Annotated in this window: 17 protein-coding genes; 10 read left to right on the top strand and 7 right to left on the bottom strand. The window is 70.9% G+C overall.

Annotated features, from left to right (window positions below; genetic code table 11):
• Positions 1–684 precede the first annotated feature (684 nt).
• The gene (locus AB0K60_RS21620) at positions 685–2,880 is read left to right on the top strand and encodes a S9 family peptidase (RefSeq protein WP_364057617.1); all 2,196 of its coding nucleotides are present in this window, start codon (positions 685–687) and stop codon (positions 2,878–2,880) included.
• A gap of 561 nt (positions 2,881–3,441) precedes the next feature.
• Here the strand turns inward: AB0K60_RS21620 and AB0K60_RS21615 are convergent.
• On the bottom strand, positions 3,442–5,862 hold the full coding sequence (locus AB0K60_RS21615) for a lysylphosphatidylglycerol synthase transmembrane domain-containing protein (protein WP_364057615.1): 2,421 nt from the start codon (positions 5,860–5,862) through the stop codon (positions 3,442–3,444).
• Positions 5,863–6,433: 571 nt separating this feature from the next.
• On the opposite strand from AB0K60_RS21615, the gene AB0K60_RS21610 reads away from it, so the two are divergent.
• Both AB0K60_RS21610 and AB0K60_RS21605 read left to right on the top strand, forming a co-directional pair.
• The gene (locus AB0K60_RS21610) at positions 6,434–6,874 is read left to right on the top strand and encodes an RpiB/LacA/LacB family sugar-phosphate isomerase (RefSeq protein WP_364057613.1); all 441 of its coding nucleotides are present in this window, start codon (positions 6,434–6,436) and stop codon (positions 6,872–6,874) included.
• Between the two features lie 250 nt (positions 6,875–7,124).
• Positions 7,125–9,185: a molybdopterin oxidoreductase family protein gene (locus AB0K60_RS21605; protein ID WP_364057611.1), complete on the top strand. Its 2,061-nt coding sequence runs from the start codon at positions 7,125–7,127 to the stop codon at positions 9,183–9,185.
• A gap of 62 nt (positions 9,186–9,247) precedes the next feature.
• Here AB0K60_RS21605 and AB0K60_RS21600 read toward each other — a convergent pair whose 3' ends face one another.
• Positions 9,248–9,736, bottom strand: coding sequence for an anthrone oxygenase family protein (locus AB0K60_RS21600; protein ID WP_364057609.1), 489 nt, complete (start codon positions 9,734–9,736; stop codon positions 9,248–9,250).
• Positions 9,736–9,876, bottom strand: coding sequence for a hypothetical protein (locus AB0K60_RS21595; protein WP_364057607.1), 141 nt, complete (start codon positions 9,874–9,876; stop codon positions 9,736–9,738). The genes AB0K60_RS21600 and AB0K60_RS21595 overlap by 1 nt, the downstream gene beginning before the upstream one ends.
• A gap of 166 nt (positions 9,877–10,042) precedes the next feature.
• On the opposite strand from AB0K60_RS21595, the gene AB0K60_RS21590 reads away from it, so the two are divergent.
• Positions 10,043–11,002 (top strand): AraC family transcriptional regulator, encoded by a 960-nt coding sequence (locus AB0K60_RS21590; RefSeq protein ID WP_364057605.1) that lies wholly within the window; start codon positions 10,043–10,045, stop codon positions 11,000–11,002.
• A 65-nt stretch (positions 11,003–11,067) separates the two neighbouring features.
• The gene (locus AB0K60_RS21585) at positions 11,068–11,517 is read left to right on the top strand and encodes a hypothetical protein (protein ID WP_364057603.1); all 450 of its coding nucleotides are present in this window, start codon (positions 11,068–11,070) and stop codon (positions 11,515–11,517) included.
• Between the two features lie 174 nt (positions 11,518–11,691).
• Here the strand turns inward: AB0K60_RS21585 and AB0K60_RS21580 are convergent, their stop codons facing one another.
• Positions 11,692–12,495: a class I SAM-dependent methyltransferase gene (locus tag AB0K60_RS21580; protein WP_364057600.1), complete on the bottom strand. Its 804-nt coding sequence runs from the start codon at positions 12,493–12,495 to the stop codon at positions 11,692–11,694.
• 172 nt (positions 12,496–12,667) lie between these two features.
• On the opposite strand from AB0K60_RS21580, the gene AB0K60_RS21575 reads away from it, so the two are divergent.
• The gene (locus AB0K60_RS21575) at positions 12,668–14,491 is read left to right on the top strand and encodes an acyl-CoA dehydrogenase (protein ID WP_364057597.1); all 1,824 of its coding nucleotides are present in this window, start codon (positions 12,668–12,670) and stop codon (positions 14,489–14,491) included.
• A gap of 475 nt (positions 14,492–14,966) precedes the next feature.
• Here the strand turns inward: AB0K60_RS21575 and AB0K60_RS21570 are convergent, their stop codons facing one another.
• From AB0K60_RS21570 to pdhA, 3 genes are all read right to left on the bottom strand, one after another.
• Complete coding sequence (locus AB0K60_RS21570; protein WP_364057594.1) at positions 14,967–16,493, bottom strand: 2-oxo acid dehydrogenase subunit E2; 1,527 nt, start codon at positions 16,491–16,493, stop codon at positions 14,967–14,969.
• A 14-nt stretch (positions 16,494–16,507) separates the two neighbouring features.
• Entirely contained in the window at positions 16,508–17,530 is a 1,023-nt protein-coding gene (locus tag AB0K60_RS21565) for an alpha-ketoacid dehydrogenase subunit beta (protein ID WP_364057591.1), read from the bottom strand.
• A gap of 77 nt (positions 17,531–17,607) precedes the next feature.
• Positions 17,608–18,705 carry a pyruvate dehydrogenase (acetyl-transferring) E1 component subunit alpha gene (gene pdhA, locus AB0K60_RS21560; RefSeq protein ID WP_364057588.1) on the bottom strand — a complete coding sequence of 366 codons (1,098 nt, stop codon included), beginning with the start codon at positions 18,703–18,705 and terminating at the stop codon, positions 17,608–17,610.
• A 443-nt stretch (positions 18,706–19,148) separates the two neighbouring features.
• Between pdhA and purS the strand changes: the two genes are divergently transcribed.
• The 4 genes from purS (at position 19,149) to purL (ending at position 23,212) form a co-directional block, all read left to right on the top strand.
• A complete protein-coding gene (gene purS / locus AB0K60_RS21555; protein WP_364057585.1) occupies positions 19,149–19,394 on the top strand; it encodes a phosphoribosylformylglycinamidine synthase subunit PurS in 246 nt (81 codons plus the stop codon).
• 222 nt (positions 19,395–19,616) lie between these two features.
• Positions 19,617–20,057, top strand: a complete 441-nt coding sequence (locus AB0K60_RS21550) for an ATP-binding protein (protein WP_364057582.1) — start codon at positions 19,617–19,619, stop codon at positions 20,055–20,057.
• A gap of 111 nt (positions 20,058–20,168) precedes the next feature.
• Positions 20,169–20,849 carry a phosphoribosylformylglycinamidine synthase subunit PurQ gene (purQ, locus tag AB0K60_RS21545; RefSeq protein WP_364057580.1) on the top strand — a complete coding sequence of 227 codons (681 nt, stop codon included), beginning with the start codon at positions 20,169–20,171 and terminating at the stop codon, positions 20,847–20,849.
• A gap of 74 nt (positions 20,850–20,923) precedes the next feature.
• Positions 20,924–23,212 (top strand): phosphoribosylformylglycinamidine synthase subunit PurL, encoded by a 2,289-nt coding sequence (gene purL / locus AB0K60_RS21540; protein WP_364057637.1) that lies wholly within the window; start codon positions 20,924–20,926, stop codon positions 23,210–23,212.
• Positions 23,213–23,241 lie beyond the last annotated feature (29 nt).

Here is a 23,241-nt window from a genome sequence, read left to right as displayed (position 1 = left end):
CCGTCAGACATCCCACGAAGGAACATCCCAGCAGACACCCCCGCAAGACACAGGAGTGCCACAACCATCAACCCAGGCCAACCCCTGTGAACAAGAGTCGTCCCGGCATGACGGGGTTAATTCATCATGCACTGGCTTTTAGCACACTGTTGAGTTCTCAAGAAACGGACGCGTACACCGAACCGGCGGAACCTTCCGATCCCGTGATCCGGGGCGCTTCCATTTGTTTCCTCAATTCTTCCCGGGATTCCCATCCGGTGTCAAATCGGCCCCATCGGGACCACTTGCACCGAACCCGGGCAACCCAAGTAGAATCGAAGGCCCTGTCTCCAGGGCAACCCCTCTAACTTACCCGATCCGCGAGGGTCGCGCAAAGCGATCACTCGGATCAGATCAGTTCGAGGAGAGCCGGACGGATAGACGACGCGCACGTGTCTCTATCCGTTGCGGGATGGAGTGGGATGCGCGGCGAACCGCCGACGCCATCGAGATTAGCAGCTTCGCAGAGCGCTTCGTACATTCGCGCCACTCGGGCCCATCATGCCTCGTGCGGCTCTCCTGGTCACGTAGCCACGCCCATGGACGCGTGGGCGGTGACGGGCGCGGTCATCCACAGGCAGGGCGTTATCCACAGGTTCGGAAACGGCGGCCGTCCGCCGCTCCCGCGGCCATAGACTCGACCGGGTGAGCAGCTTGCCGCCTGTAGCGAAGAAGAACCCGACCGAGCGTGTCCACCACGGCGACGTCGTGGTCGACGACTACGCATGGCTGATCAACAAGGACGATCCGGATACCGTCGCCTATCTGGAGGCGGAGAACGCCTATACCAAGCAGGCGACGGCGCACCTGGAGGATCTCCGCGAGACGATCTTCCAGGAGATCAAGGGTCGGACCCTGGAGACGGACCTCTCCGTGCCCACCCGCAAGGGAGGCTGGTGGTACTACAGCCGCACGGAGGAGGGCAAGCAGTACGGCATCCAGTGTCGGCTTGCCGCCACCGGTGAGACTCCTCCCGAGCCCAAGCCGGGTGAGCCGCTTCCAGGCGAGCAGATCCTGCTCGACGGGAACGAGCTCGCCGGCGACAGCCCGTACCTGTCGATCGGCACCTCGGCCGTCAGCCCGGATGGCAATCGTCTGGCGTACACGACCGACTACAGCGGCGACGAGCGCTTCACGCTGCGGTTCAAGGACCTGACGACCGGCGAGACGTTGCCGGACGAGATTCCGGGCATCTTCTACGGCGGCACCTGGTCCGGCGACGGCTCCACGTTCTTCTACACGGTCGTCGATGACGCATGGCGGCCCTACCGGGTCTACCGGCATGTGATCGGCACTTCCGCCGAGGACGACGTCCTGGTCTACGAGGAGTCCGACGAGCGGTTCTGGGTCGGGGTGGGGATGACCCGGAGCCAGCGGTATCTCGTCCTCAGCGCGGGCAGCAAAATCACCAGCGAGGTCCGCATTCTGGAGGCGGACAATCCGGAGGGCGAGTTCCGCGTCGTCGCGCCGCGACGCACCGGCGTGGAATACGGCATCGACCACGCGGGCGACCACTTCCTCGTGCTCCACAACGACCAGGCGCAGAACTTCGAGTTGGCCCGCGCGCCCCTCGACGATCCCGGCACCTGGACGCCGCTCATCGAGCACCGCGACGACACCCGACTGCTCGACATGGACGCCTTCTCCGACCACTTGGTGGTGCACTTCCGGCGGGACGGTCTGACGGGCATCAGGATCTTCCCCTACAACGAGACCGACGGGTACGGCGAACCGTACGAGATCTCCTTCCCCGAGCCGATCTACACGGTGGAGCCGGGAGGCAATCCCGAGTTCGAGACCGGGCGGCTGCGACTGGGGTACGGCTCGATGGTGACGCCGCCGTCCGCGTACGACTACGTGCTCGCCACCGGCGAGCTGATCCTGCTGAAGCAGCGGCCGGTGCTCGGCGGGTACGACCCTGCGGATTACGAGCAGTTCCGTGAGTGGGCGGTCGCCGAGGACGGCACCAAGGTGCCGATCTCGATCGTGGTGAAGAAGGGCACGACGCGTCCCGCGCCCACCCTGCTCTACGGGTACGGAAGCTACGAGTCGTCGATCGACCCGTCGTTCTCCGTCGCGAGGCTGAGCCTCCTCGACCGGGGGTTCGTCTTCGCGATCGCCCATGTCAGGGGCGGCGGCGAGATGGGCCGGCGGTGGTACGAGGACGGCAAGCTGCTGCGCAAGAAGAACACCTTCACCGACTTCGTCGCCTGCGCCCGGCACCTGCGCAGCACCGGCTGGGCGAGCAAGGTGATCGCGCGGGGCGGGTCCGCCGGAGGGCTGCTGATGGGCGCGTCGCTCAACCTTGCGCCGGAGGAGTTCGCCGGCGTGGTGGCCGAGGTACCGTTCGTGGACGCGCTGAACACGATCCTCGACCCGTCGCTGCCGCTCACCGTGATCGAGTGGGACGAGTGGGGCGACCCGCTGCACAACGCGGACGTGTACGCGTACATGAAGTCCTACTCGCCCTACGAGAACGTGGATGGCCGGACATATCCGCCGATTTTGGCCATTACCAGCCTCAACGACACCCGCGTTCTCTACCACGAGCCCACCAAGTGGATCGCGAAGCTCCGCTCCACGGCCAAGGGCGGCCCGTTCCTGCTGAAGACGGAGATGGGCGCCGGTCACGGCGGACGCAGCGGTCGCTACGACGCCTGGCGCGAGGAGGCTTTCACCCTTTCCTGGATCGTCGACGTCGCCAACGGCGGCCTCACCGCCCAGGCTTCCGCAGAAGGCAAGGCGGACTCCGAGGTCTCCATCGCGCCTGATCCCGTCGACGCCGCGAGCGCCACGGGCGCTCCACTCGATTCCGCAGTCTCAGCCGACCTCGACGAGTAGCGCACCAGGCGTCCGGCACCCCCGCCGTGCCCACCGCACGCGGGGGTATGCGACGGCATTGGCACCGGTCAGCGCCTACACCTGCGTGCCGTCCCGGCGCGAGGTAGGACCGACCGAGGAAGGGCCGACACGGCGCAGCAGGGTGGTCACCGCACTGGTGTCCCGCGCCGGAGATCCGCGGTTGTGTTCTCTGTGGGACCGGCGAGACGGGTCTCATCCCTGTCCAGGTCAGACAGACGCCATCTGCACGTCGCTGTCGGCGAGTCGCTGCGCCTCCGCCACGAGAACGCCGCGACGGAATACCGGTCAGCGGGAGCGTCGCGCACCGGGTCCACGTCGTCGGGATGACGCCACCACAGCCACACAGCCGCCGCCGACAGGGCGACGCCGATCGCCAGACCCGCCCGGAACAACCACGGCCGACGTCCACCGGCTCACGTCTTCCGGAATGCCGAGGGAACGCCTGGGGTCCCGGCCGACCGGCACGCCGCTTCGCCGTGCGGTTGAGCGGTGGGAGGGCGGTGCCGGGCAGAGGGGCCGGGCGGCCGGGCGGAGGGTCGGTTAGAGGGCGTTGTGGCGTTGGAGGTAGGTGAAGGAGGCCCAGCCGGGGAGGACCGGGAGCCAGAAGGTGAGGAGGCGGTAGAGGAGGACGGCCGAGGTGGCGATGGCGTAGGGGACGCCGGCGACGGTGAGGCCGAAGACGAGGGAGGCTTCGACGGCGCCGAGGCCGCCGGGGGTGGGGGCCGCGGAGCCGATGGCGTTGCCGGCGAGGAAGACGACGGCGACGGCGGTGAAGCTGGTGCCGCCGCCGAAGGCGCGGACGCAGGCGTCGAGGCAGAACACGAAGGCGAGGGTGAGCATGACGGTGCCGCCCGTGGCCTGGGTGATCTTCTGGGGGGTCTGCAGGACGTCGAGGAGACGGGGGATCACGCCGGAGAAGAGGCGGCGGAGCCGGGTGGTCACCACGCGGCGCAGCGGCGGGATGGCGAGGATCGCGAGGATGAGCACGGCGGCGGCGAGCAGGGCGATCACCAGGCCGCGTGAGGGGGTGAGCGACGGGGCCGCCTGGCTGCCGGTGATGTAGCCGAACAGCAGCAGCAGCGAGATGTGCGAGCCGAGGCCGACGACTTGCGAGGCTCCCACGCTGGCCACCGCCGGGCCGGGAGGGATGCCTCGTTTCTGCAGGTAGCGCGTGTTGATGGCGACGGCGCCGACGGCGGCGGGGGCGACCAGCTTGACGAACGACCCGGCGAATTGCGCCATCACGGTCTGGGCCAGCGGCAGCTTCTCCGGCACGAAGCCCATCAGCATCACCGCCGCCGACACGTAGCTGAGGAAGGCCGCGACGACCGCGACCGCCGCCCAGCCCCACTGCGCCTGGGACAGCAGGACGCCCAGGTCCACCTTGCTGAGCTGGGACAGCAGGATGTACGCGGCGAAGGCGCCGGCGATGGTGGTGACGAGGGTGCGCGGCCGGAACCGCTCCAGCCGTACCTCCTCCTGCACGGTGTGCTGCGGCCTCAGCGCCGCGATCTGCTCGCGGAGGCTGGGGAGCAGTTCCTTGGTGCGTCCCACGGCGGCGCGCGTGCCGCGGTTGAGCGCGATGCGCTGCAGCAGCGGCAGCGCGCCGGCGATCGCGTCGGCTCCGAGCACGGCCACGCCGGAGGCCACCGCCCGCTCGGGGCCGACCCGCAGGCCCAGATAGGCCAGGAGCTGGGCGATGTCGAGCCGGAGCAGCAGGTCTCCGGACGCGATCTCGCCGCTGCGCGTGTCCAGCAGCAGGATGCGGCCGTCGTCGGCGAGGTGGATGCTCTCGCCGGTCAGGTGCCGGTGCGCCAGGCGGTGGTCGTGGAAGAGCCGCACCTGCTCCCAGATGCGGCCGAGCACGTCGTCGTCGAGCTCGTCGTCGGGGACCTCCTCCAGCGGGCGGCTGTCGATGTGCTCGTACGCGAGCAGCGCCGCGTCGGTGCCGACCTCCGCGGTGCCCAGCAGCCGGGGGATGTTCGCTCCGGCGGCCTGGGCCGCGTACGCCATCAGGGCCTCGCGTTCCAGTTCGGCGCGCAGGGAGCGGATGGCGCGGCGGCGGGTCTCGGTGTTGAGGCGGATGCGCCGCCAGATTCGATAGAGGACACCGGCCACCTGCCGGTCGCGGTCGAGGACGGTGATGTCGAGGCGTCGGCCGTCGCGCAGGCCGACGACGTACCGGCGGCTGCCGAGCGTGTCGTCCTCGATGCGGCGGGCTCCGGCGGGAGGGAAGCCGAGGCGTCGCAGCACGGCCACGATGGCGCTGCCCGGAGGGCGGGTGTTCGGGCTGCCGATGCCGTACAGGGTGGCGTAGCCGACCGCCATGCCGACGAGGATCGTCACGAGCACCCCGAGCACGGTGGCCGCGACGCCGGTGAACAGCGCGAACACGTCGATGACGACCGCCGTCCACATGGCCATGCGCCAGTTGGGGCGGCGGCTGATGCGGACCGCGGTGGCGTAGGCGATCACGGAGGTGAGCAGCGTGTTGAGCGGCTCGACGTTGCCGCGGCCCCCGGTGAACAGCTGGTAGAGGTCCTCCGGACCGTAGACGACCAGCCATGTCCCGAGCCCGAAGGAGAGCAGCATGCCGGCGATGGCCGCGATGAGGCCCTCGGCCACCTGCAGGCCGTCGCGGTGGAAGACCCGCTCGACGGCGAACGCCGCCGGTACGGCCAGCACGGCGGCTCCGCCGATGAACCCGGCGAGCCCGGAGAGGAACCCGGGTGCTCTCGCCGTGCCCTCGGTGACGTCCGACTCCAGCCCTTTGAGGGTTTCCTGCGCGACCAGCGCCAGCAGCACGACCGCGACGAGGCCGAGCAACGTGGCGAGGAAGCGCAGCGCGTCGGACGGGCGGCGCAGGCGCTGCGGGAGCAGCGGCTCCACGACGAGCACCACGTCGGGGGTCGAGGTGGCGTTCGAGGCCGGCGCGTTCGAGGCCGACGGGTCCGGGGACAAGGCGCCGGAGGAGGGAGCGTCCGAAGCCGCAGGAACGCCCGCGGCGGAGGAGGCGCCCGGGGTCGGGGCGGAAGAAGAGGCCGACGCAGGCCGAGACTCACCCACGGAGGACCAGCCGTCCTCCGTGCGCTGCCCCGAGTCGCTCCCCTTGATCTCCGTCACCGCCAGTAATCGCGCCTTTCTATGACTTTCGTCGCGTCCAGTAGTGGACCAAACGTTTCACGACTCCCACAAGATTCACCCCGTCCCTTCTCTTGCGCGGCTCTCCGTGCCACGTCCTCTCCCCCAGTTTCTTCGCCGGGCCCCTCCGCCGCGCGCCGCGCCCGGTGCGAATAGCCCGTTGCATGCCGACTCGTTCCTGTACGCGCTCCGCGCCGCGGCGCGCTCTAGCTTCCTGCCGCCCTCGTCGCCTACCCCGGTCATCGCCCCCTGGTCGGTCTTGGCCGACCCGAAACCGCCCTGTGATCACAATCTCTGATCACGGACCTCGCTCGTCAACCCCGTCGCCGGGGGCCTCGCGCCCCGCCGTTGGTCCTCCCGTTTCGCCCTGGCACCACCCACAATCGGAGACATGCGTATCTCTCTGGCCTCCGACAGTCTCGACGGCGTGGCCTCGCAGGTCGTCACCGAGGTCGAACGGCGCGGCCACTCGGTCACACTCTACGGAGCCCTCACGGACAACGACCCACCCGATTGGGCCTGGTGCTGCTCGGCCGCCGCCCGGGACGTCGCGGAGGGGAAGGCGGACCAGGCGATCGTGTGCTGCTGGACCGGTACGGGGGCGTCGATCGCGGCGAACAAGGTGCCGGGGGTGCGGGCGGCCCTGTGCGTGGACGCGGCCACGGCGGAGGGCGCGCGAAAATGGAACGACGCCAACGTGCTCGCCCTGAGCCTGAGACTGACCTCGCCCCAGGTCCTCGTCGAGATCCTCGACGCGTGGTTCGCGGGGACGCCGAGCAGCGACGCGACCGACCAGGCCAACATCGCCCATATCGCCGAGCTGGAAGGCTGAGACACCGGCGAGGAGACCGGCGAGCCGACGCCGGAACCGGCCATGCCGCCTGAGTCATGCCGCCTGAGTGAGGTGGGGCGGGTGGATGGAGCCCGACCCGCTCGGCTGAGGACCCTCCGCGTGCCCGGCTCGGCATGCGTACCGGAGGCCCGCGATGGGGGGCCGAGGACGGGAGTCGGGGGTCAGGGTGGAGGTGATCGCCGAGGTAATCCACGTGAGCGCGTGTTTCGGACGTGGTTAATGTTGGGGCATGACGTCCGAATTCAAGGTCTTCGGCGCGTGCCCGCTCGACTGCCCGGACACCTGTTCGTGGGTGGTCACGGTGCGGGACGGCGAGGCGGTGGGGTTGCGCGGGAATCCCGATCACCCGTTCACGCGCGGCGCGCTGTGCGTGAAGGTCAACCGCTACCTTGAGCACACCAGGGCGGCCGATCGCATCCTCTACCCGATGCGCAGGGTCGGCCCGAAGGGCGCGGGCCGGTTCGAGCGCGTCACCTGGGACGAGGCCCTCGACGAGATCGCCACCCGGCTGCGGGCCATCATCGACGAGTACGGCGGCGAGGCGATCTGGCCGTACCAGGGGACCGGGTCGCTCGGCTACATCCAGGGCGAGGAGGCCGACGCCGGGCGGCGGCTGTGGAACGCGCTGGGGGCGTCGCGGCATGACCTCAACATCTGCTCGAAGGCGGGCGGCGCGGGCCTCAGGCTCGTCAACGGCACCCCGGCGGGCATGGACCCCGAGACGTTCGCGATGTCGAAGCTGATCCTGCTGTGGGGGACGAACCCGCTGACCAGCGGCCACCACGTGTGGAGGTTCATCCAGCGGGCCCGCGCGGAGGGCGCGCACGTCGTCGCCATCGACCCGATCCGGACCAGGACCGCCGACCAGGCCGATGAGCACCTGCCGATCCGGCCCGGCACGGACGCCGCCCTCGCCTTCGGGCTCATGCACGTGGTCCTGCAGGAGGGCGCGGAAGATCGCGACTTTCTGGAACGGCACACGCTCGGCTGGGAGGAGTTCCGCGCCGAAATCCTGAAATATCCGCCCTCGGTGGTGGCGGAGATCACCGGTCTGCCCGAGGAGTCCATCCGATCCCTCGGCGTACGGCTCGCCCACACCCGCCCCACCGGCATCCGCGCCACGATGGGCATCCAGCGCCACGCCGGAGGCGGCGCCGCGATGCGGGCGATCGCCTGCATCCCGGCCGTTACCGGCGACTGGCGCCACCCGGGCGGCGGCGTCGCCTACTCCACCTCGGCCCACTTCCCGCTGCGCCTGGACACCCGCCCGGACCTGCTCCCGCACCCGGTGCGCACGCTCACGATGACCCGCCTCGCCGAGGGCCTGGAGATCCCCCCGGACGGCAGCGGCGACACCCCGGTCAAATGCCTGTGGATCTACGCGTCCAACCCGCTGGGCAGCAGCCCGGACCAGAACCGGATCCGGCGCGGCCTGCTGCGCGAGGACCTGTTCACCGTCGTCATGGAGCAGTTCCCCACCGACACCGTGGACTACGCCGACCTCGTGCTGCCCGCGACGATGCAGACCGAGCACATCGACGTGCACTGCGGCTACGGCCACATGTACCTGATGTGGAACGAGCCCGCCGTCCCCCCGCCGGGCGAGTGCCTGTCCACGACCGAGACGTTCCGCCGGGTGGCGAAGGTTATGGGCCTCACCGACCCCTCCCTGTACGACTCCGACCTGGAGCTCGCCGAACAGCTTCTCTCCTGCGGCCACCCCGCGCTTGAGGGCATCACGGTGGACCGGCTGCGCAAGGAGGGCTGGGTGCGGCTCAACCATCCCGACCCGTTCCTGCCGTTCGCCGACGGCTTCCCCACCCCCTCCGGGAAGCTGGAGTTCACCTCCGAGCTCGCCGTGCAGCGGGGGCTGAGCCGGATGCCGGTCTACGTGCCGCCGCGTTCGGCCACGGCGGACGGGCCGTACCCGCTGGCGATGGTCACCCCGGCGCGCCACGAGTTCCTCAACACCACCTTCGGCAACGAGCCCGAGCTGCGGCGGCGCGCCGGAGAACCGCGCGTGCTGGTGAACGCGGCCGACGCGGCGGCCAGGGGGCTGTCCGACGGCGACCGGGTGCGGGTGTTCAACCACAACGGCGAGTTCCTCGCCGACGTGGAGATCAGCGATCGGGTACGGCCGGGCGTCGTCGCCACCTTCAAGGGCCACTGGCCCAAGCACTCCCCCGGCGGCGCGAACGTCAACGCCCTGGTCGGCGAGCAGGACGCGGACATGGGCCGGGGCCCGATCTACCACGACAACCGCGTCGAACTGGAGGCCGTGGGCCGCTGATCACGCCGCTTACCAGGACGCGGTCGGCGGATGGAACCGGGAAGACCTGGACCGGCCACATGTCAGGGCGCGCCGCGGACCAGCAGGGCCCAGGCGAGGCAGCCCAGGGCGAGTACGCAGACGAGCGTGCGGGCGTTGTTCCAGCGGACCCACCGGGTCTCGAACGCGGCGCGCACCGCCGCCGCGTCCGGGGATCTCGCCGGGTCGCCGGACGCGTCGAGCGCGTTGTTCAGCGGCACATTGACGCCGAAGGTGATGACCAGCGTCGAGACGTACAGCACGAGGGCCGCGATGATCCACGGCAGCGACGGGTCGCCCAGGTGCAGCACGGCCGCGATCGCGGCCAGCACCGCCGAGCCGCCGAATCCGATCGCGAACCAGCCGTTGAGAATGGCCCGGTTGATCTGCCACATCGCCGCCACGAAGACCTGGTCACCGGCTCGGGCGAGCCCGGGCATGACCGAGATGGTGAAGGCGTAGTACAGGCCGGCCATGAGGCCGACGGTGATCGTGGCCGCCAGCAGCGAGGCGACCGCGAGGGTCTCGGCCATCAGGCGCTCCACCATCCGCTCGTCCGGACGCCGTCGAACCGCGGCTGCGAGGCCGCCCGCGGTGTGTGCCCGCGCGCCGCGAGCCGATCGACCACCCGGCCGGTCACGCCGGCCGCCAAGGTGCGTGTGTTCTCCGTCATGGCATCCAGTGAATCGGCGGTACGGCGGCGGCGACATCGTTGAGAAGCGCGCCCGCATGTTCATGCGTCCACGGCCGCCTGCACGATCGCGTGCCGTCCGGGAGCGCCCGCGCCCATCCCCCACATATCGGCTGATCACGGACGGCACCGATCTACACTCGGGCGCATGGACGCACTCGCGAGCCTGCTGGACGGAGCGAGGGCCCATGGGGCGTTCCTGGTCCGGTCGATCCTGGATCCGCCGTGGTCGCTGCGTGTCGAGGACCGGGCGCCGCTCACGATCGTCGCCGTCGTACGCGGCTCGGCATGGGTGGTCCCCGATCACGCCCACCCGGTACGGCTCGGCCTCCGGGACATCGTGCTCCTGCGCGGCCCCGACCCGTACACGGTGGCCGACGACCCCGGCACCCCGCCCGAGGCGGTGATCCACCCTGGCGGCTGCTGCCGCTCGCCATCCGGCGTGGACCTGTGCGCGGAGTACGAGCTGGGCGTGCGCACCTGGGGCCGGTCCCCCGGCGGCTCGACGACGCTGATCACCGGCACCTACCAGATGCGCGGCGAGGTGACTCGCCGGCTGCTGTCCGCGCTGCCACCGGTGGCGGTCCTGGACGAGCGTGCCTGGGACCCGCGCCTGATGTCGCTGCTGTGGGACGAGATCGCCCGCGACGCGCCCGGTCAGGAGGTCCTGCTGGACCGCCTGCTCGATCTGCTGCTGGTCACGACGCTGCGCGCCTGGTTCTCCCGCGCCGCGGAGCGCCCCGCCTGGTACCGCGCGCACAGCGATCCGGCGGTGGGCGCGGCGCTGCGGCTGCTGCACGAGAACCCGGCCCACCCGTGGACGGTCGCCGACCTCGCCGCCCGGGTCGGCGTCTCACGCGCGGCCCTGGCGCGCCGGTTCACCGATCTGGTGGGCGAGCCGCCGATGACCTACCTCACCAACCGTCGCCTCGCCCTCGCGGCCGATCTGCTGCGCGAGCCCGACGCCACGATCGGGGCGGTGGCCCGGCAGGTCGGGTACGGCAGTTCGTTCGCGCTCAGCACCGCCTTCAAGCGGGTGCACGGCGTCAGCCCGCAGGAGCACCGGCTGAGCGTCGGCCGAGGGACGCCGTCCGGCCCTGGGGCCTGAGGTGGGGGAACTCTCAGGGTTCGTCCCGGATGTGTCTCAGCCATGCGGGGATGCACTGTGAAGGCATGAACGAACTCAGTCGACGTGAAGAAATGTCGCTCTCCGGCGCGGCACTGCGGGGAGCGCCCTGGAAGGCCGCGACGATCGGCGGCGTGGCGGCGGGGGCGGGGACGTTTCTCCTCGACCTCCTCGACGGAAGCGCGGATTTGAGCTGGTCGACGGGGCTGGGCATCGCGTTGTTCACGCTGATCGCGGCCATCGGCTCGGTCTCACGGCCGGATCGGGGGGACCGGGTGACCCGGCAGGCCCGGGTGTGGTCGTTGCGGCACCCGTGGCGGTTCTCGCTGTACCCGGCGGCGGGGGCGGCGATCCTGCTCTACCCCGTGCAGCTCATCCTCGACGGCGACGGCGTCTTCGGGGCCGCGTGGAGCGCGGCGTGGGGCGGCGCGCTGATCTACCTGATCTCCGGGCTGGTCACCATGTCGCTGCGGGGACGCGCCGACTCGGCCCGGTGACCCGGCCACACGTGACATCCGCGAGGTCCGCGGGGACATCGGCGGCACGGACGCCCCGACGACCCCGCTGACCTTCACCTCACTTACCTTCACCCCACTGACCTTCACCCCACTTACCTTCACGTCGAGGGGCCCGGACGGCGACCGCCCGAGCGGTCGTCGATCCTCCAGGTCCTACGCGGGCACGTCCCACCACATCGTCACCCACCGGGTGCGATCCGGCGGCCACACCCCCAGATCCCGGGCGGCCTGGGCGACCTCCCCGGCGCGGGCGGGATCCAGGCACAAGCGGCGGCAGGCCGAGGCGGCCATCTCCTCGATCGACGAGTAGCGGGGCTCGGGTGCGAGGTGGCGTTCCACGTTCACGCCGTACCCCAGCTCGCGGGCGATGGCCGCGGCGTCGTCGGCGGTCGGCGTGGTGGGACGCCGCAGGCCGTGGAAGTGCTCCCACAGCGGGTTGAGCCAGCTCGTGGGGTGCCGCTCCGGCAGTTCCACGACCACCCGGCGGCGGGCGTGCGCGGTGAGCGCCGTGAAGAACTCCACCAGGTCCGGCACGTTGAACACCACGTGCGCGCACACCGCCACATCGGCGACCGGGACATCCCCGGCCACGTCGGGCCAGCGCCCCTCGATCGCCCGCACCGGCACCTCCAGCGCCGCCGCACGCTGGGACAGCTCCGCCAGCATCGCGGCGGACTCATCGACCGCGATCAGCTCTGTCGGCCGCAGCGGCAGGCTCGCCGCCCCCGTGCCCGCGCCCACGTCCAGGACCGACCCGGGGAACCGCGCGTTCGCGGCGGGCATCGACTCGCGTGCGCGGTCGAGCGTCGGACCGGCGGGTTGGGCCAGCGCGGTGTCGGTACGGCGGCCGAAGCGGGAGACCAGGTGACCCCACGGGTTCTCCGGCGCCGCCGCGATGATCTCGTCGGGGATCGCCCAGGCATCGAGGTCCCTGCGCCAGCGCTCAGCTCGGTCCATGCCTCCGGATACTAGGACCCCATGGCGCCGCCCCCCTCGGCGGCTGTTCAGTGGGCGTCCAGTGAGCAGGCAAAAGAATCAGTTTTCTGGAGGTTACCAGCGGGTAGCATTCTCAGTAGAGTTACTGACCAGTACGTAACTTGCTTCCCCTGTAGCCTCGAGGAGTGCCGTCATGGGCCACTACAAGAGCAACCTCCGTGACCTCGAGTTCAACCTCTTCGAAGTGTTCAAGCGCGGCGACATTCTCGGCACCGGCCCCTTCGCCGACGTGGACGAGGAGACCGCGCGCAACATCCTCGACGAGGTGAACCGCCTGGCCACCGGCCCGCTAGCCGAATCGTTCACCGAAGGCGACCGCAACCCGCCGGTGTTCGACCCCGAGACACACACCGTGACCATGCCGGAGAGCTTCAAACGCTCGTTCCAGGCGTGGGTGGACGCCGAGTGGTGGCGGCTCGAACTGGAGCCGGAGCTGGGCGGCACCCCCGCGCCCCGCAGCCTGGTGTGGGCGATGGCGGAGCTGGTGCTCGGCGCCAACCCGGCGATCTGGATGTACGGCGCGGGCCCCGGCTTCGCCCGCGTCCTGTACGCCGTGGGCACGCCGGAGCAACAGCGGTTCGCCCAGTTGGCCGTGGAGCGGCGCTGGGGCGCGACCATGGTGCTGACCGAGCCGGACGCCGGGTCCGACGTGGGGGCCGGCCGTACCCGGGCGATCCAGCAGCCCGACGGGACCTGGCACATCGAGGGCGTCAAGCGCTTCATCACCAGCGCCGAGCACGACATGGCCGAGAACATCTGCCACCTGGTGCTGGCCCGCCCCGAGGGCGCGCGGCCGGGCACCAAGGGCCTGTCGATGTTCCTGGTGCCGAAGTTCCTGGTCGATCTCGACACCGGCGAGCTGGGCCCGCGCAACGGCGTCTACGTGACGAACGTGGAGAAGAAGATGGGCCTGAAGGTCTCCACGACCTGCGAGCTCACCTTCGGCGCCGAGCACCCGGCGATCGGCTACCTCGTCGGCGACGTGCACGACGGCATCCGGCAGATGTTCATGGTCATCGAGATGGCCCGGATGATGGTGGGCGCGAAGGCGATCGCGACCCTGTCCACCGGCTACCTCAACGCGCTGGAGTTCGCCCGCGAGCGCGTCCAGGGCGCGGACATGACGCGGATGGCCGACAAGACCGCGCCCCGCGTCACCATCACCCACCACCCGGACGTACGGCGCGAGCTGATGCTGCAGAAGTCGTACGCCGAGGGCATGCGGGCCCTGCTCATCTACGCCGGCACCGTGCAGGACGACGCCTACATCGCCCGGCACGCCGGGACCGTGGACGAGGCCGCCGAGGCGATGAACGATCTGCTGCTGCCGCTGGTGAAGGGCGTCGGCTCGGAGCGGTCGTACGAGATGCTCGCCCGGTCGCTGCAGACACTCGGCGGGTCGGGGTTCCTGCAGGACTACCCGATCGAGCAGTACATCCGCGACGCGAAGATCGACTCGCTGTACGAGGGCACCACCGCGATCCAGGGCCTGGACCTGTTCTTCCGCAAGATCCTGCGGAACCAGGGCTCGGCGCTCGGGACGCTGCTCGGCGAGATCACGGACTTCGCGCGGTCCGAGGCGGGCAACGGGCGGCTGAAGGAGGAGCGGGACCTGCTTGAGGAGGCCGCCCGCGAGGTGAGGGCGATGGCCGACACCATGGCCGGGTGGGCGATCTCCTCGATGCAGGAGCCCAAGGAGATCTACAAGGTCGGGCTCAACACGACCCGCTTCCTGCTCGCGCTCGGCGACCTGGTGATCGGCTGGCTGCTGCTGCGCCAGGCCGAGGTGGCGCTCGGCGCGCTGGCCACCGGCGACCGCGACAAGGACTTCTACACCGGGAAGGTCGCGGCGGCGTCGTTCTTCGCCAAGACCGTGCTGCCCCGCCTCGCCGCCGAGCGGCGCGTGCTGGCGGCGACCGGCGACGAGCTGATGGAACTGCCGGAGGAGGCGTTCTGAACACCGGCGCGGGCGCTCGGCGGGCCCGAGCTCCCGCGCCCGTACGACCCCGGTGGGCCCCCTGTGGGTCACTGCGGGGCCTTCATGGCCTTCGCGGCGGCCCTCCGGCGGCCCCGGCGCGTCCCTTCGCGGCCTGCTGCGCGCCCACGGCGGTGAACCGCCTCCCGCGCAAGGTCGTTTGAGGAGTAGTGGGAAACGCTCGCGGCCGGGTGGATCCCTCCCCCACCCGGCCGCGAGCCGTTCTATGCCCTTCACCGCAGGCAGGTCCCTTTACCGACCGCGGTTCCGCTCGCGGCCCCTTCCCCATTGGCCGCCGTTATCCCTCTGCCGATGCTTATCCCTTTACCGACGCGGCCCGAGGTCCCTGTCACCGGGCCGAGTCAGCCGCCGGACGGCGACGGGGTACCGCCCGGCGTCTGGTCACAGCATCGCCGCGCCCGCTTGGCGATCACTTGCCATCTGGTGTATTCCCAGGTCAGGACCAGGCCAGCAGGCGGAGCGGGTCCTCCAGCATGGCGCCGACGTCGCGCAGCACGTGCGAGCCGAGTTCGCCGTCCACGATCCGGTGGTCGAAGGAGAGGGCGAGCGTGCACACCTTGCGGGGCACGATCGCGCCGTCCACGACCCAGGGCAGGTCGCGGATCTGGCCGAAGGCGAGGATCGCCGCCTCCCCCGGGTTGATGATCGGAGTGCCCGCGTCCACGCCGAACACGCCCACGTTGGTGATCGTGATCGTGCCGCCGGTCGTGTCCGCCGGTTGGGTACGGCCCGCCCGCGCCTTGGCGGTCAGCTCGGACAGGGCGGCGGCGAGGCCCGGCAGGGACAGGGCGTGGGCGTCCTTGATGTTGGGGACGATCAGCCCGCGTTCGGTCGCGGCGGCGATGCCGAGGTTGACGTAGTGCTTGACCACGACGGCGTCGCCGTCCCAGGAGGAGTTGATCAGCGGGTGCCGCTTGACGGCGACGAGCAGCGCCCGTGCCACCAGCAGCAGCGGCGAGACCTTCACCTCGGCGAAGTCCGGCATCGCCCGCAGCCGGGCCACCGCGTCCACCGTGGCGGTCGCGTCCACCTGGAGGAACTCGGTGACGTGCGGCACCGAGAACGCCGAGGCGACCATGGCGGAGGCCATCGCCTTTTGCACGCCCCTGACCGGAATGCGCTCCTCGCGGCCGGGCTCGGCGGGAGCCGCGACCGCCTCGGTACGGGCTTCGGCCGCCTGATGCACGTCCTGGCGGGTGATGCTGCCCTGCGGGCCCGTACCGGTGATCTTCGTCAGATCGACCCCGAGGTCCTTGGCGAGCTTCCGCACCGGCGGCTTGGCCAGCACCGCCACCCGGTGGCCGCCCGGTGCGGGCGGGGCCGGAGGCGTTCCCGGGGATGCGAGGGCCTCGGGAGGCGCGGCGGATCCGGGTGCTCCTGCCGGTACGGGGGCACCGGGGGCGGGGGCGCCGGGGAAGGACGGCGCGCCCGGGGACGTCCCCGCCGGTCCGCGGCCCGGTCCCGCCTTGCGCGGGCGGCGCTTGGCCGAGCCGAGCTTGACGCCGTAGCCGACCAGCACCGGCTGGCGTTCCTGCTTCGGCGCCGGACCGCCCTCGACGCCGGGCTCCACCGCCCCTTCGGCGGGCGGTTCGGGCACCGCCCGCACGGCGGCGGCGCGGTCGGGCGCCCGTCCGGCGGCCTGCTCCACAGCCGGTCCGGCCCCGAGCTCCGGCCCACGCTCGGACGCCGCTCCGCCGGTGCCGTTCGACGAGGACGGGGCCCCCGGCTCGGTCTCCACGGTGATGATCGGCTTGCCGACGTCCACGGTCTCGCCCTCGGCGGCGAGCAGGGAGCCCACCACGCCCTCGAACGGGCAGGGCAGCTCCACCACGGCCTTCGCCGTCTCGATCTCCACGATCGTCTGGTTGACCCGGACCGGGTCGCCCGGCGCGACGTGCCACCGTACGATCTCGGCCTCGGTGAGGCCCTCGCCCACGTCGGGCAGCTTGAACTCGCGAAGCACCTGCTCCCCCTCCCCTAGAACGCGAACACGCGATCGACGGCGTCGAGCACGCGATCGAGATCGGGCAGGTAGTGCTCCTCCAGCCGGGACGGCGGATAGGGCGTGGAGAAGCCGCCGACCCGCAGCACCGGCGCCTCCAGGTGGTAGAAGCAGTTCTCGGTGATGCGGGCGGCCAGTTCCGCGCCGAGGCCACCGAACACCGGGGCCTCGTGCACGACCACGCACCGCCCGGTGCGCCGCACCGACTCGAAGATCAGCTCGGTGTCGAGCGGGGAGAGCGTGCGCAGGTCGATGACCTCCACGGAGCGGCCGTCCTCCTCGGCGGCGAGGCCGGCCTCCAGGCAGGTGCGGATCATCGGCCCGTACGCGAGCAGCGTGACGTCACGCCCGTGCCGTACCACCCGGCCCCGGTCGAAGGGCAGGTCGGGCGCGGCGTTCAGCTCGACCGGGCCCTTCTCCCAGTAGCGGCGCTTGGGCTCGAAGAAGATGACCGGGTCGTCGCAGCGGACGGCCTGCTGGATCATCATGTACGCGTCGGCCGGGTTGGAGCAGGCGACCACCCGCAGCCCGCCGGTGTGCGTGAAGTGCGCCTCGGGGGACTCGCTGTGGTGCTCGACCGCGCCGATGCCGCCGCCGAACGGGATGCGCACGACGACCGGCAGCTTCAGCGTGCCGAGCGAGCGCAGCGGCATCTTGGCGAGCTGGGTGATGATCTGGTCGGCGGCCGGGAACACGAAACCGTCGAACTGGATCTCGCAGACCGGCCGGTAGCCGCGCAGCGCGAGCCCGATCGCGGTGCCGATGATGCCGGACTCGGCGAGCGGGGTGTCGATGACGCGGTCCTCGCCGAAGTCCTTCTGCAGGCCGTCGGTGACGCGGAAGACGCCGCCGAGCTTGCCGACGTCCTCGCCCATGACGAGGACCTTGGGGTCGTCCTCCATCGCGCGGCGCAGGCCCTCGTTGATGGCGCGGGCGAGCGCGAGGGTGACCGTCCTGCCGCCCGTGCCGGTGCTGTCCGTGCTTCCCGTGTCGCCCATGGTCCTAGTGCTGCCCGTGGTTGTCCCCGTGGTTGTCCCCGTGGTTGTCCCCGTGGTTGTCCCCGTGGTTGTCGTGGTCATGAGGCCCCCTCGAAGCCGGCGAGGTAGGCGGCGTACTGCTCGCGCTCCTCGCGCAGCAGCGCGTGCGGCTCGGCGTACACGTGATCGAAGATCGCCAGGGGTCCGGGGTCGGGCATCTCCAGGCAGCGGCGGCGCAGGTCCTTGCCGAGCTCGTCGGCCTCCAGCTCGATCGACTCGAAGAAGTCCTGGTCGGCGAGCTGGTTCTTGAACAGGTACGCCTTGACCCGCTCGATCGGGTCCTTCAGCTTCCACGCCTCCAGCTCGCTGGCCACCCGGTAGCGGGTGGGGTCGTCGGAGGTGGTGTGCGCGCCCATCCGGTAGGTGTACGCCTCGATCAGCGTGGGCCCCTGTCCCTCGCGGGCGTTGCGCAGCGCCTCGCGGGTGACGGCGAGGCAGGCGAACACGTCGTTGCCGTCCACCCGGATGCCGGGGAAGCCGAATCCGGACGCGCGGCGGTACAGCGGAATGCGCGACTGCTTCTCCAGCGGCTCGGAAATGGCCCACTGGTTGTTCTGGCAGAAGAAGACGACGGGGGCGTTGAACACCGACGCCCAGATGAACGACTCGTTCACGTCGCCCTGCGAGGTGGCGCCGTCGCCGAAGTAGACGATGGTGGCGGCCTCGGCGCCGTCGCGCTGGATGCCCATCGCGTAGCCGACCGCGTGCAGGGTCTGGCTGCCGATGACGATGGTGTAGAGGTGGAAATTGTGCTCCGCCGGGTCCCAGCCGCCGTGGTTCACGCCGCGGAACAGGCCGAGCAGTTTCACCGGATCGACGTTCCGGCACCAGGCCACCCCGTGCTCCCGGTAGGTGGGGAAGACCATGTCGGCGTCGGTCAGTGCCCGGCCGGACCCGATTTGGGCCGCCTCCTGGCCGAGCAGCGAGGCCCAGATGCCGAGTTCGCCCTGCCGCTGCAGGGCCACCGCCTCCAGGTCGATGCGGCGGACCAGCGCCAGGTCGCGGTAGAGCGAGCGCACCTCGTCGCCGCTCAACTCGATGTCGTAGTCGGGGTGCTCGACGCGCTCCCCCTCCGGGGTCAGCAACTGGACGAGCTCGGGGGGTGCGTCGGCACCGCGAGGAGCCTCTGCTTTCACTGCCACTCCTGTACGTTCGGGGCCCTTCCGATGGGGTCGCCATCCGACTGAGCCGACCAAATGACGGGACGTGTCCGATTGGTGGGGGATCGTTCCCGTGTACGCCCATCGTGACAGACATCACTACGGTCCGCGCAAGACCCGGCGCGGGCCCCGGGCGAACGCGGCCTGACGCGCCGCTCGCCGTATGGCCCGCATCGTTCGCGATCCGCCCTCCGGCAAGCTGTGTCGTTCACACCCTCCCCGTTCCCAGTGCGCCAATCGCCACACCAGCCACCGCACCCCCTTTTGTGGGTAACTATCCGGTCGAACCCGACGAACGCCTCCCGGCGCGGCCCGAGCTCCGACCAGGGCATAGGCTGAGCAGCCGGGCCCAAGGGCGCCCCTCGGGTCCCGCAAAGGCCGCAATCAGGCCGATCATCGGCCGAATCAGGAGGAGAAACGTGGCGCGCGTCATTGTCGACGTCATGCTCAAACCGGAGATTCTCGACCCTCAGGGGCAGGCGATCGCCCGCGCCCTGCCCCGCCTGGGCTTTTCCGGCGTGGCCGGCGTACGGCAGGGCAAGCGCTTCGAGGTCGAGCTCGACGGCCCGGCCGACGAGGCCGCCCTCGCCGAGGTCCGCAAAATGGCCGAGACGCTTCTCGCCAATACCGTCATCGAAGACTACGCCGTCCGCGTGGAGGGATAGCCGCCGGGCCTCGGCGGCGGCCTATCCTCCCTGGTCGGGCCGGTTAACCGAACGCCTTTCCGGCATTGCATTTCACCCGGCGTCCTGATGGCAGGCGAGACCGGCCCGAGCGAAAGGCCGGGTGCGCCGACATGGCGCAATAACAACTGTCGGATTCCACGATTAGGCGGCTTTCATCGGGGAACCTAGCCAAGGTGATGTTGTCCTGCCGGGAGGAGTCCGGTGGAAATTGAGTTCTCGTTGGCACTGCCACGGGATGCGATCGGCATCCCGATGGTTCGCCGGGTGCTGGGGGACGCCCTGCGATCCATTGGCGTGACCGAGGACTGCGTGTCCGACATCCTCCTCGCGGCCACCGAAGCCTGCGCCAACGCCGTACGGCACGGCGGCCCCGCCAACCGCTACGAGGTGACGGCCGCCATCGGCCACGGCCGCTGCGACCTGCGGATCGTCGATCGCGGCCGGGGCCTGCTCACCCTCCCCGAGCGGTTCCCGCCGGGCGAGACGGAGAACGGGCGCGGCATCCTCATCATGCAGTCGGTGGTGGACGAGATCTCCTTCGACATCACCCCGGGCCGGGGCACGACCGTCTGGCTGAGCAAGCGGCTCGACTGGAACGAGGACGTCGCCGCCGCCCGCCCCGGGCTGCTCGCCGCCGTCTGAACGCCGCAGGCGGCGGCCCTTGCCCGACCGCCGACCGCTGCCGGACCATCGAAGGCGACCGGATAGCCTGAGACGTACCTCCTGTGACGTGCGTGAGGGGAAAACAACGCGATGAGTGATGCCCGCGTGGGCGTGGTCACGTTTCCGGGAACTCTTGACGACCAGGACGCCGCACGGGCGGTGCGGCACGCCGGGGCGACGGCGGTCCCGCTGTGGCACGCGGATCGCGACCTCAAGGGGGTGGACGCGGTCTTCCTTCCGGGAGGCTTCTCCTACGGCGACTATCTCCGGTGCGGCGCGATCTCCCGATTCGCGCCGCTGATGGCCGAGCTGATCCCGGCCGCGAAGGCCGGGCTGCCGGTGCTCGGCACCTGCAACGGCTTCCAGATCCTGTGCGAGGCGCACCTGCTGCCCGGCGCGCTCACCCGCAACGCGGGCCTGCGCTACATCTGCCGCGACCAGCGCCTGCGCGTGGAGAACACCGCCACCGCCTGGACCGGCGCGTTCGCCCCCGGCCAGGAGATCGTGCTGCCGATCAAGCACGGCGAGGGCCGGTACGTCGCGGACCCGGACACGATCGCCGAACTGGAGGCGAGCGGCCGGGTGGTCTTCCGCTACCTGGGCAACCCCAACGGCTCGCTGAACGACATCGCGGGCATCACCAACGAGTCCGGCACGATCGTCGGCCTCATGCCGCACCCCGAGCACGCCGTCGAGGAGCTCACCGGCGCGCCGAGCCTCGACGGACGCGGCGTCTTCACCTCCATCCTCAAGCAACTGGTGAACGCGTGAGCGCGGGCACCGACCGGAAGGCGAACGGCCAGGTGAACGTGGACCCTCACGCGGACCCGCAAGTAAACCCGCATGTGGACCGGCAAGTTGACCGGCATGTTGATACCGTCGAGCGCGCGGCGGAGCGGCCCGACGATCCGCAGCCGTACGCCGAGCTCGGCATGAAGGACGACGAGTACGAGCGCGTCCGCGCCATCCTCGGCCGCCGCCCGACCTCGTCGGAGCTGGCGATCTACAGCGTGATGTGGAGCGAGCACTGCTCCTACAAGTCCTCCAAGGTCCACCTGCGCCAGTTCGCCACCAAGGCCCCCAAGTCGGACGCCCTGCTCGTGGGCATGGGCGAGAACGCCGGCGTGGTCGACATCGGCGACGGCTGGGCCGTCACCTTCAAGATCGAGTCGCACAACCACCCGTCGTACGTCGAGCCCCACCAGGGCGCGGCCACCGGCGTCGGCGGCATCGTGCGCGACATCATGTCGATGGGCGCCCGCCCGATCGCGGTCATGGACTCGCTGCGCTTCGGCCCCGCCGACGCCCCCGACACCCGGCGCGTACTGCCCGGCGTGGTGGAGGGCATCGGCTCGTACGGCAACTGCCTGGGCCTGCCGAACATCGGCGGCGAGGTCGCCTTCGACCCCTGCTACATCGGCAACCCGCTGGTCAACGCGCTGTGCGTGGGCCTGCTTCGCAAGGACCGCATCAAGCTCGCCACCGCCCCAGGCCCCGGCAACAAGGTGATCCTGTTCGGCGCGGGCACCGGCCCGGACGGCATCGGCGGCGCCTCGGTGCTCGCCTCGGCCACGTTCGAGGAGGAGTCGCACGCCAAGCGGCCCGCCGTACAGGTGGGCGACCCGTTCATGGAGAAGCTGCTGATCGAGTGCTGCCTGGAGCTGTTCGACGCCGACCTGGTCGTCGGCATCCAGGACCTCGGCGCGGCCGGCATCTCCTGCGCGACGACCGAGCTGGCCGCCAAGGGCACCGGCGGCATGCACGTGAACCTCGATCTCGTCCCGCTGCGCGATCCGTCGCTGCGGCCGGAGGAGATCCTGATGAGCGAGTCGCAGGAACGCATGATGGCGGTCGTCACCCCGCAGGACGTGCCCGCGTTCCTCGCCGTCTGCGCGAAGTGGGACGTGCCCGCGACCGTGATCGGCGAGGTCACCGACACCGGGCGGCTCGTGATGACCTGGCACGGCGCGACGATCGTGGACATCCCGCCGGGGACCGCCGCCGACGAGGGCCCGGTCTACCAGCGCCCGTACCACGAGCCCGCCGGGCAGGCGGCGCTCAACGCCGACATTCCGCGCAACCTGCCGCGCCCGTCCGACCTGCGCACGACGCTGCTCGATGTGCTCGCCTCGCCGAACATCGCGTCCAAGGAGTGGGTGACCTCGCAGTACGACCGGTACGTGCGGGGCAACACCGTGCTCGCCATGCCCGCCGACGCCGGGGTGCTGCGCATCGGCGAGGCCCTGTCAGGGGCGGATCCGCAGGCCGGTGCGACGTCGCGGGGCATCGCGCTCGCCACCGACGGCAACGGCCGCTACGCCCGGCTCGACCCGTACGCGGGGGCGCAGCTCGCGCTCGCCGAGGCGTACCGGAACGTGGCCGTGACCGGGGCGCGCCCGCTCGCGGTGACCAACTGCCTCAACTTCGGCTCCCCGGAGGACCCGGAGGTGATGTGGCAGTTCGCCGAGGCGACGCGCGGCCTTGCGGACGCGTGCCGCGCCCTCGGGGTGCCGGTGACCGGCGGAAACGTCTCCTTCTACAACCAGACGGGCACGGTCGCGATCCATCCCACGCCGGTCGTCGGCGTGCTCGGCGTGCTCGACGACGTCTCCCGGCGGGTACGGCCCGGCTTCACCGCGGCCGGGCTGCGTGTGGTGCTGCTGGGCGAGACGTTCGAGGAGTTCGGCGGCTCGGAGTGGGCCTGGGTCGCCCACGGGCACCTGGGCGGGCTGCCGCCGCGGGCGCGGCTGGAGGCCGAGCGCGCCCTCGCCGAGGTCCTGGCGACGGGCGCGGAGCGGGGCTGGATCGCGGGGTCGCACGACCTGTCCGGCGGCGGGCTGGCCGTGGCGCTCGCCGAGGCGTGCCTGGCGCACGGCGTCGGCTGCCGGGTCGCCACGCCCGGGGACGACGCGTTCATCGACCTGTTCAGCGAGTCCTCGGCGCGGGCGCTGGTGGCGCTGCGGGCGGAGCACTTCGACGCGTTCGCCACGCTGTGCCTCACCAACGACGTGCCGTTGCAGAGCCTCGGCGAGACCGGCGGCGCGTCACTGATCGTCGACGGCGTGCTGGAGATCCCGGTGGACGAGCTGCGGGCCGCCCACGAGGGCACGCTGCCCGCGATCTTCGGGGACTGATCGGGCGTCACGACGGGGGGCCGGCACGC

The sequence above is a fragment of the Thermopolyspora sp. NPDC052614 genome (genome assembly GCF_040678635.1).
Lineage (GTDB): Bacteria > Actinomycetota > Actinomycetes > Streptosporangiales > Streptosporangiaceae > Thermopolyspora.
This window is presented reverse-complemented; position numbering and strand designations above follow the sequence as displayed.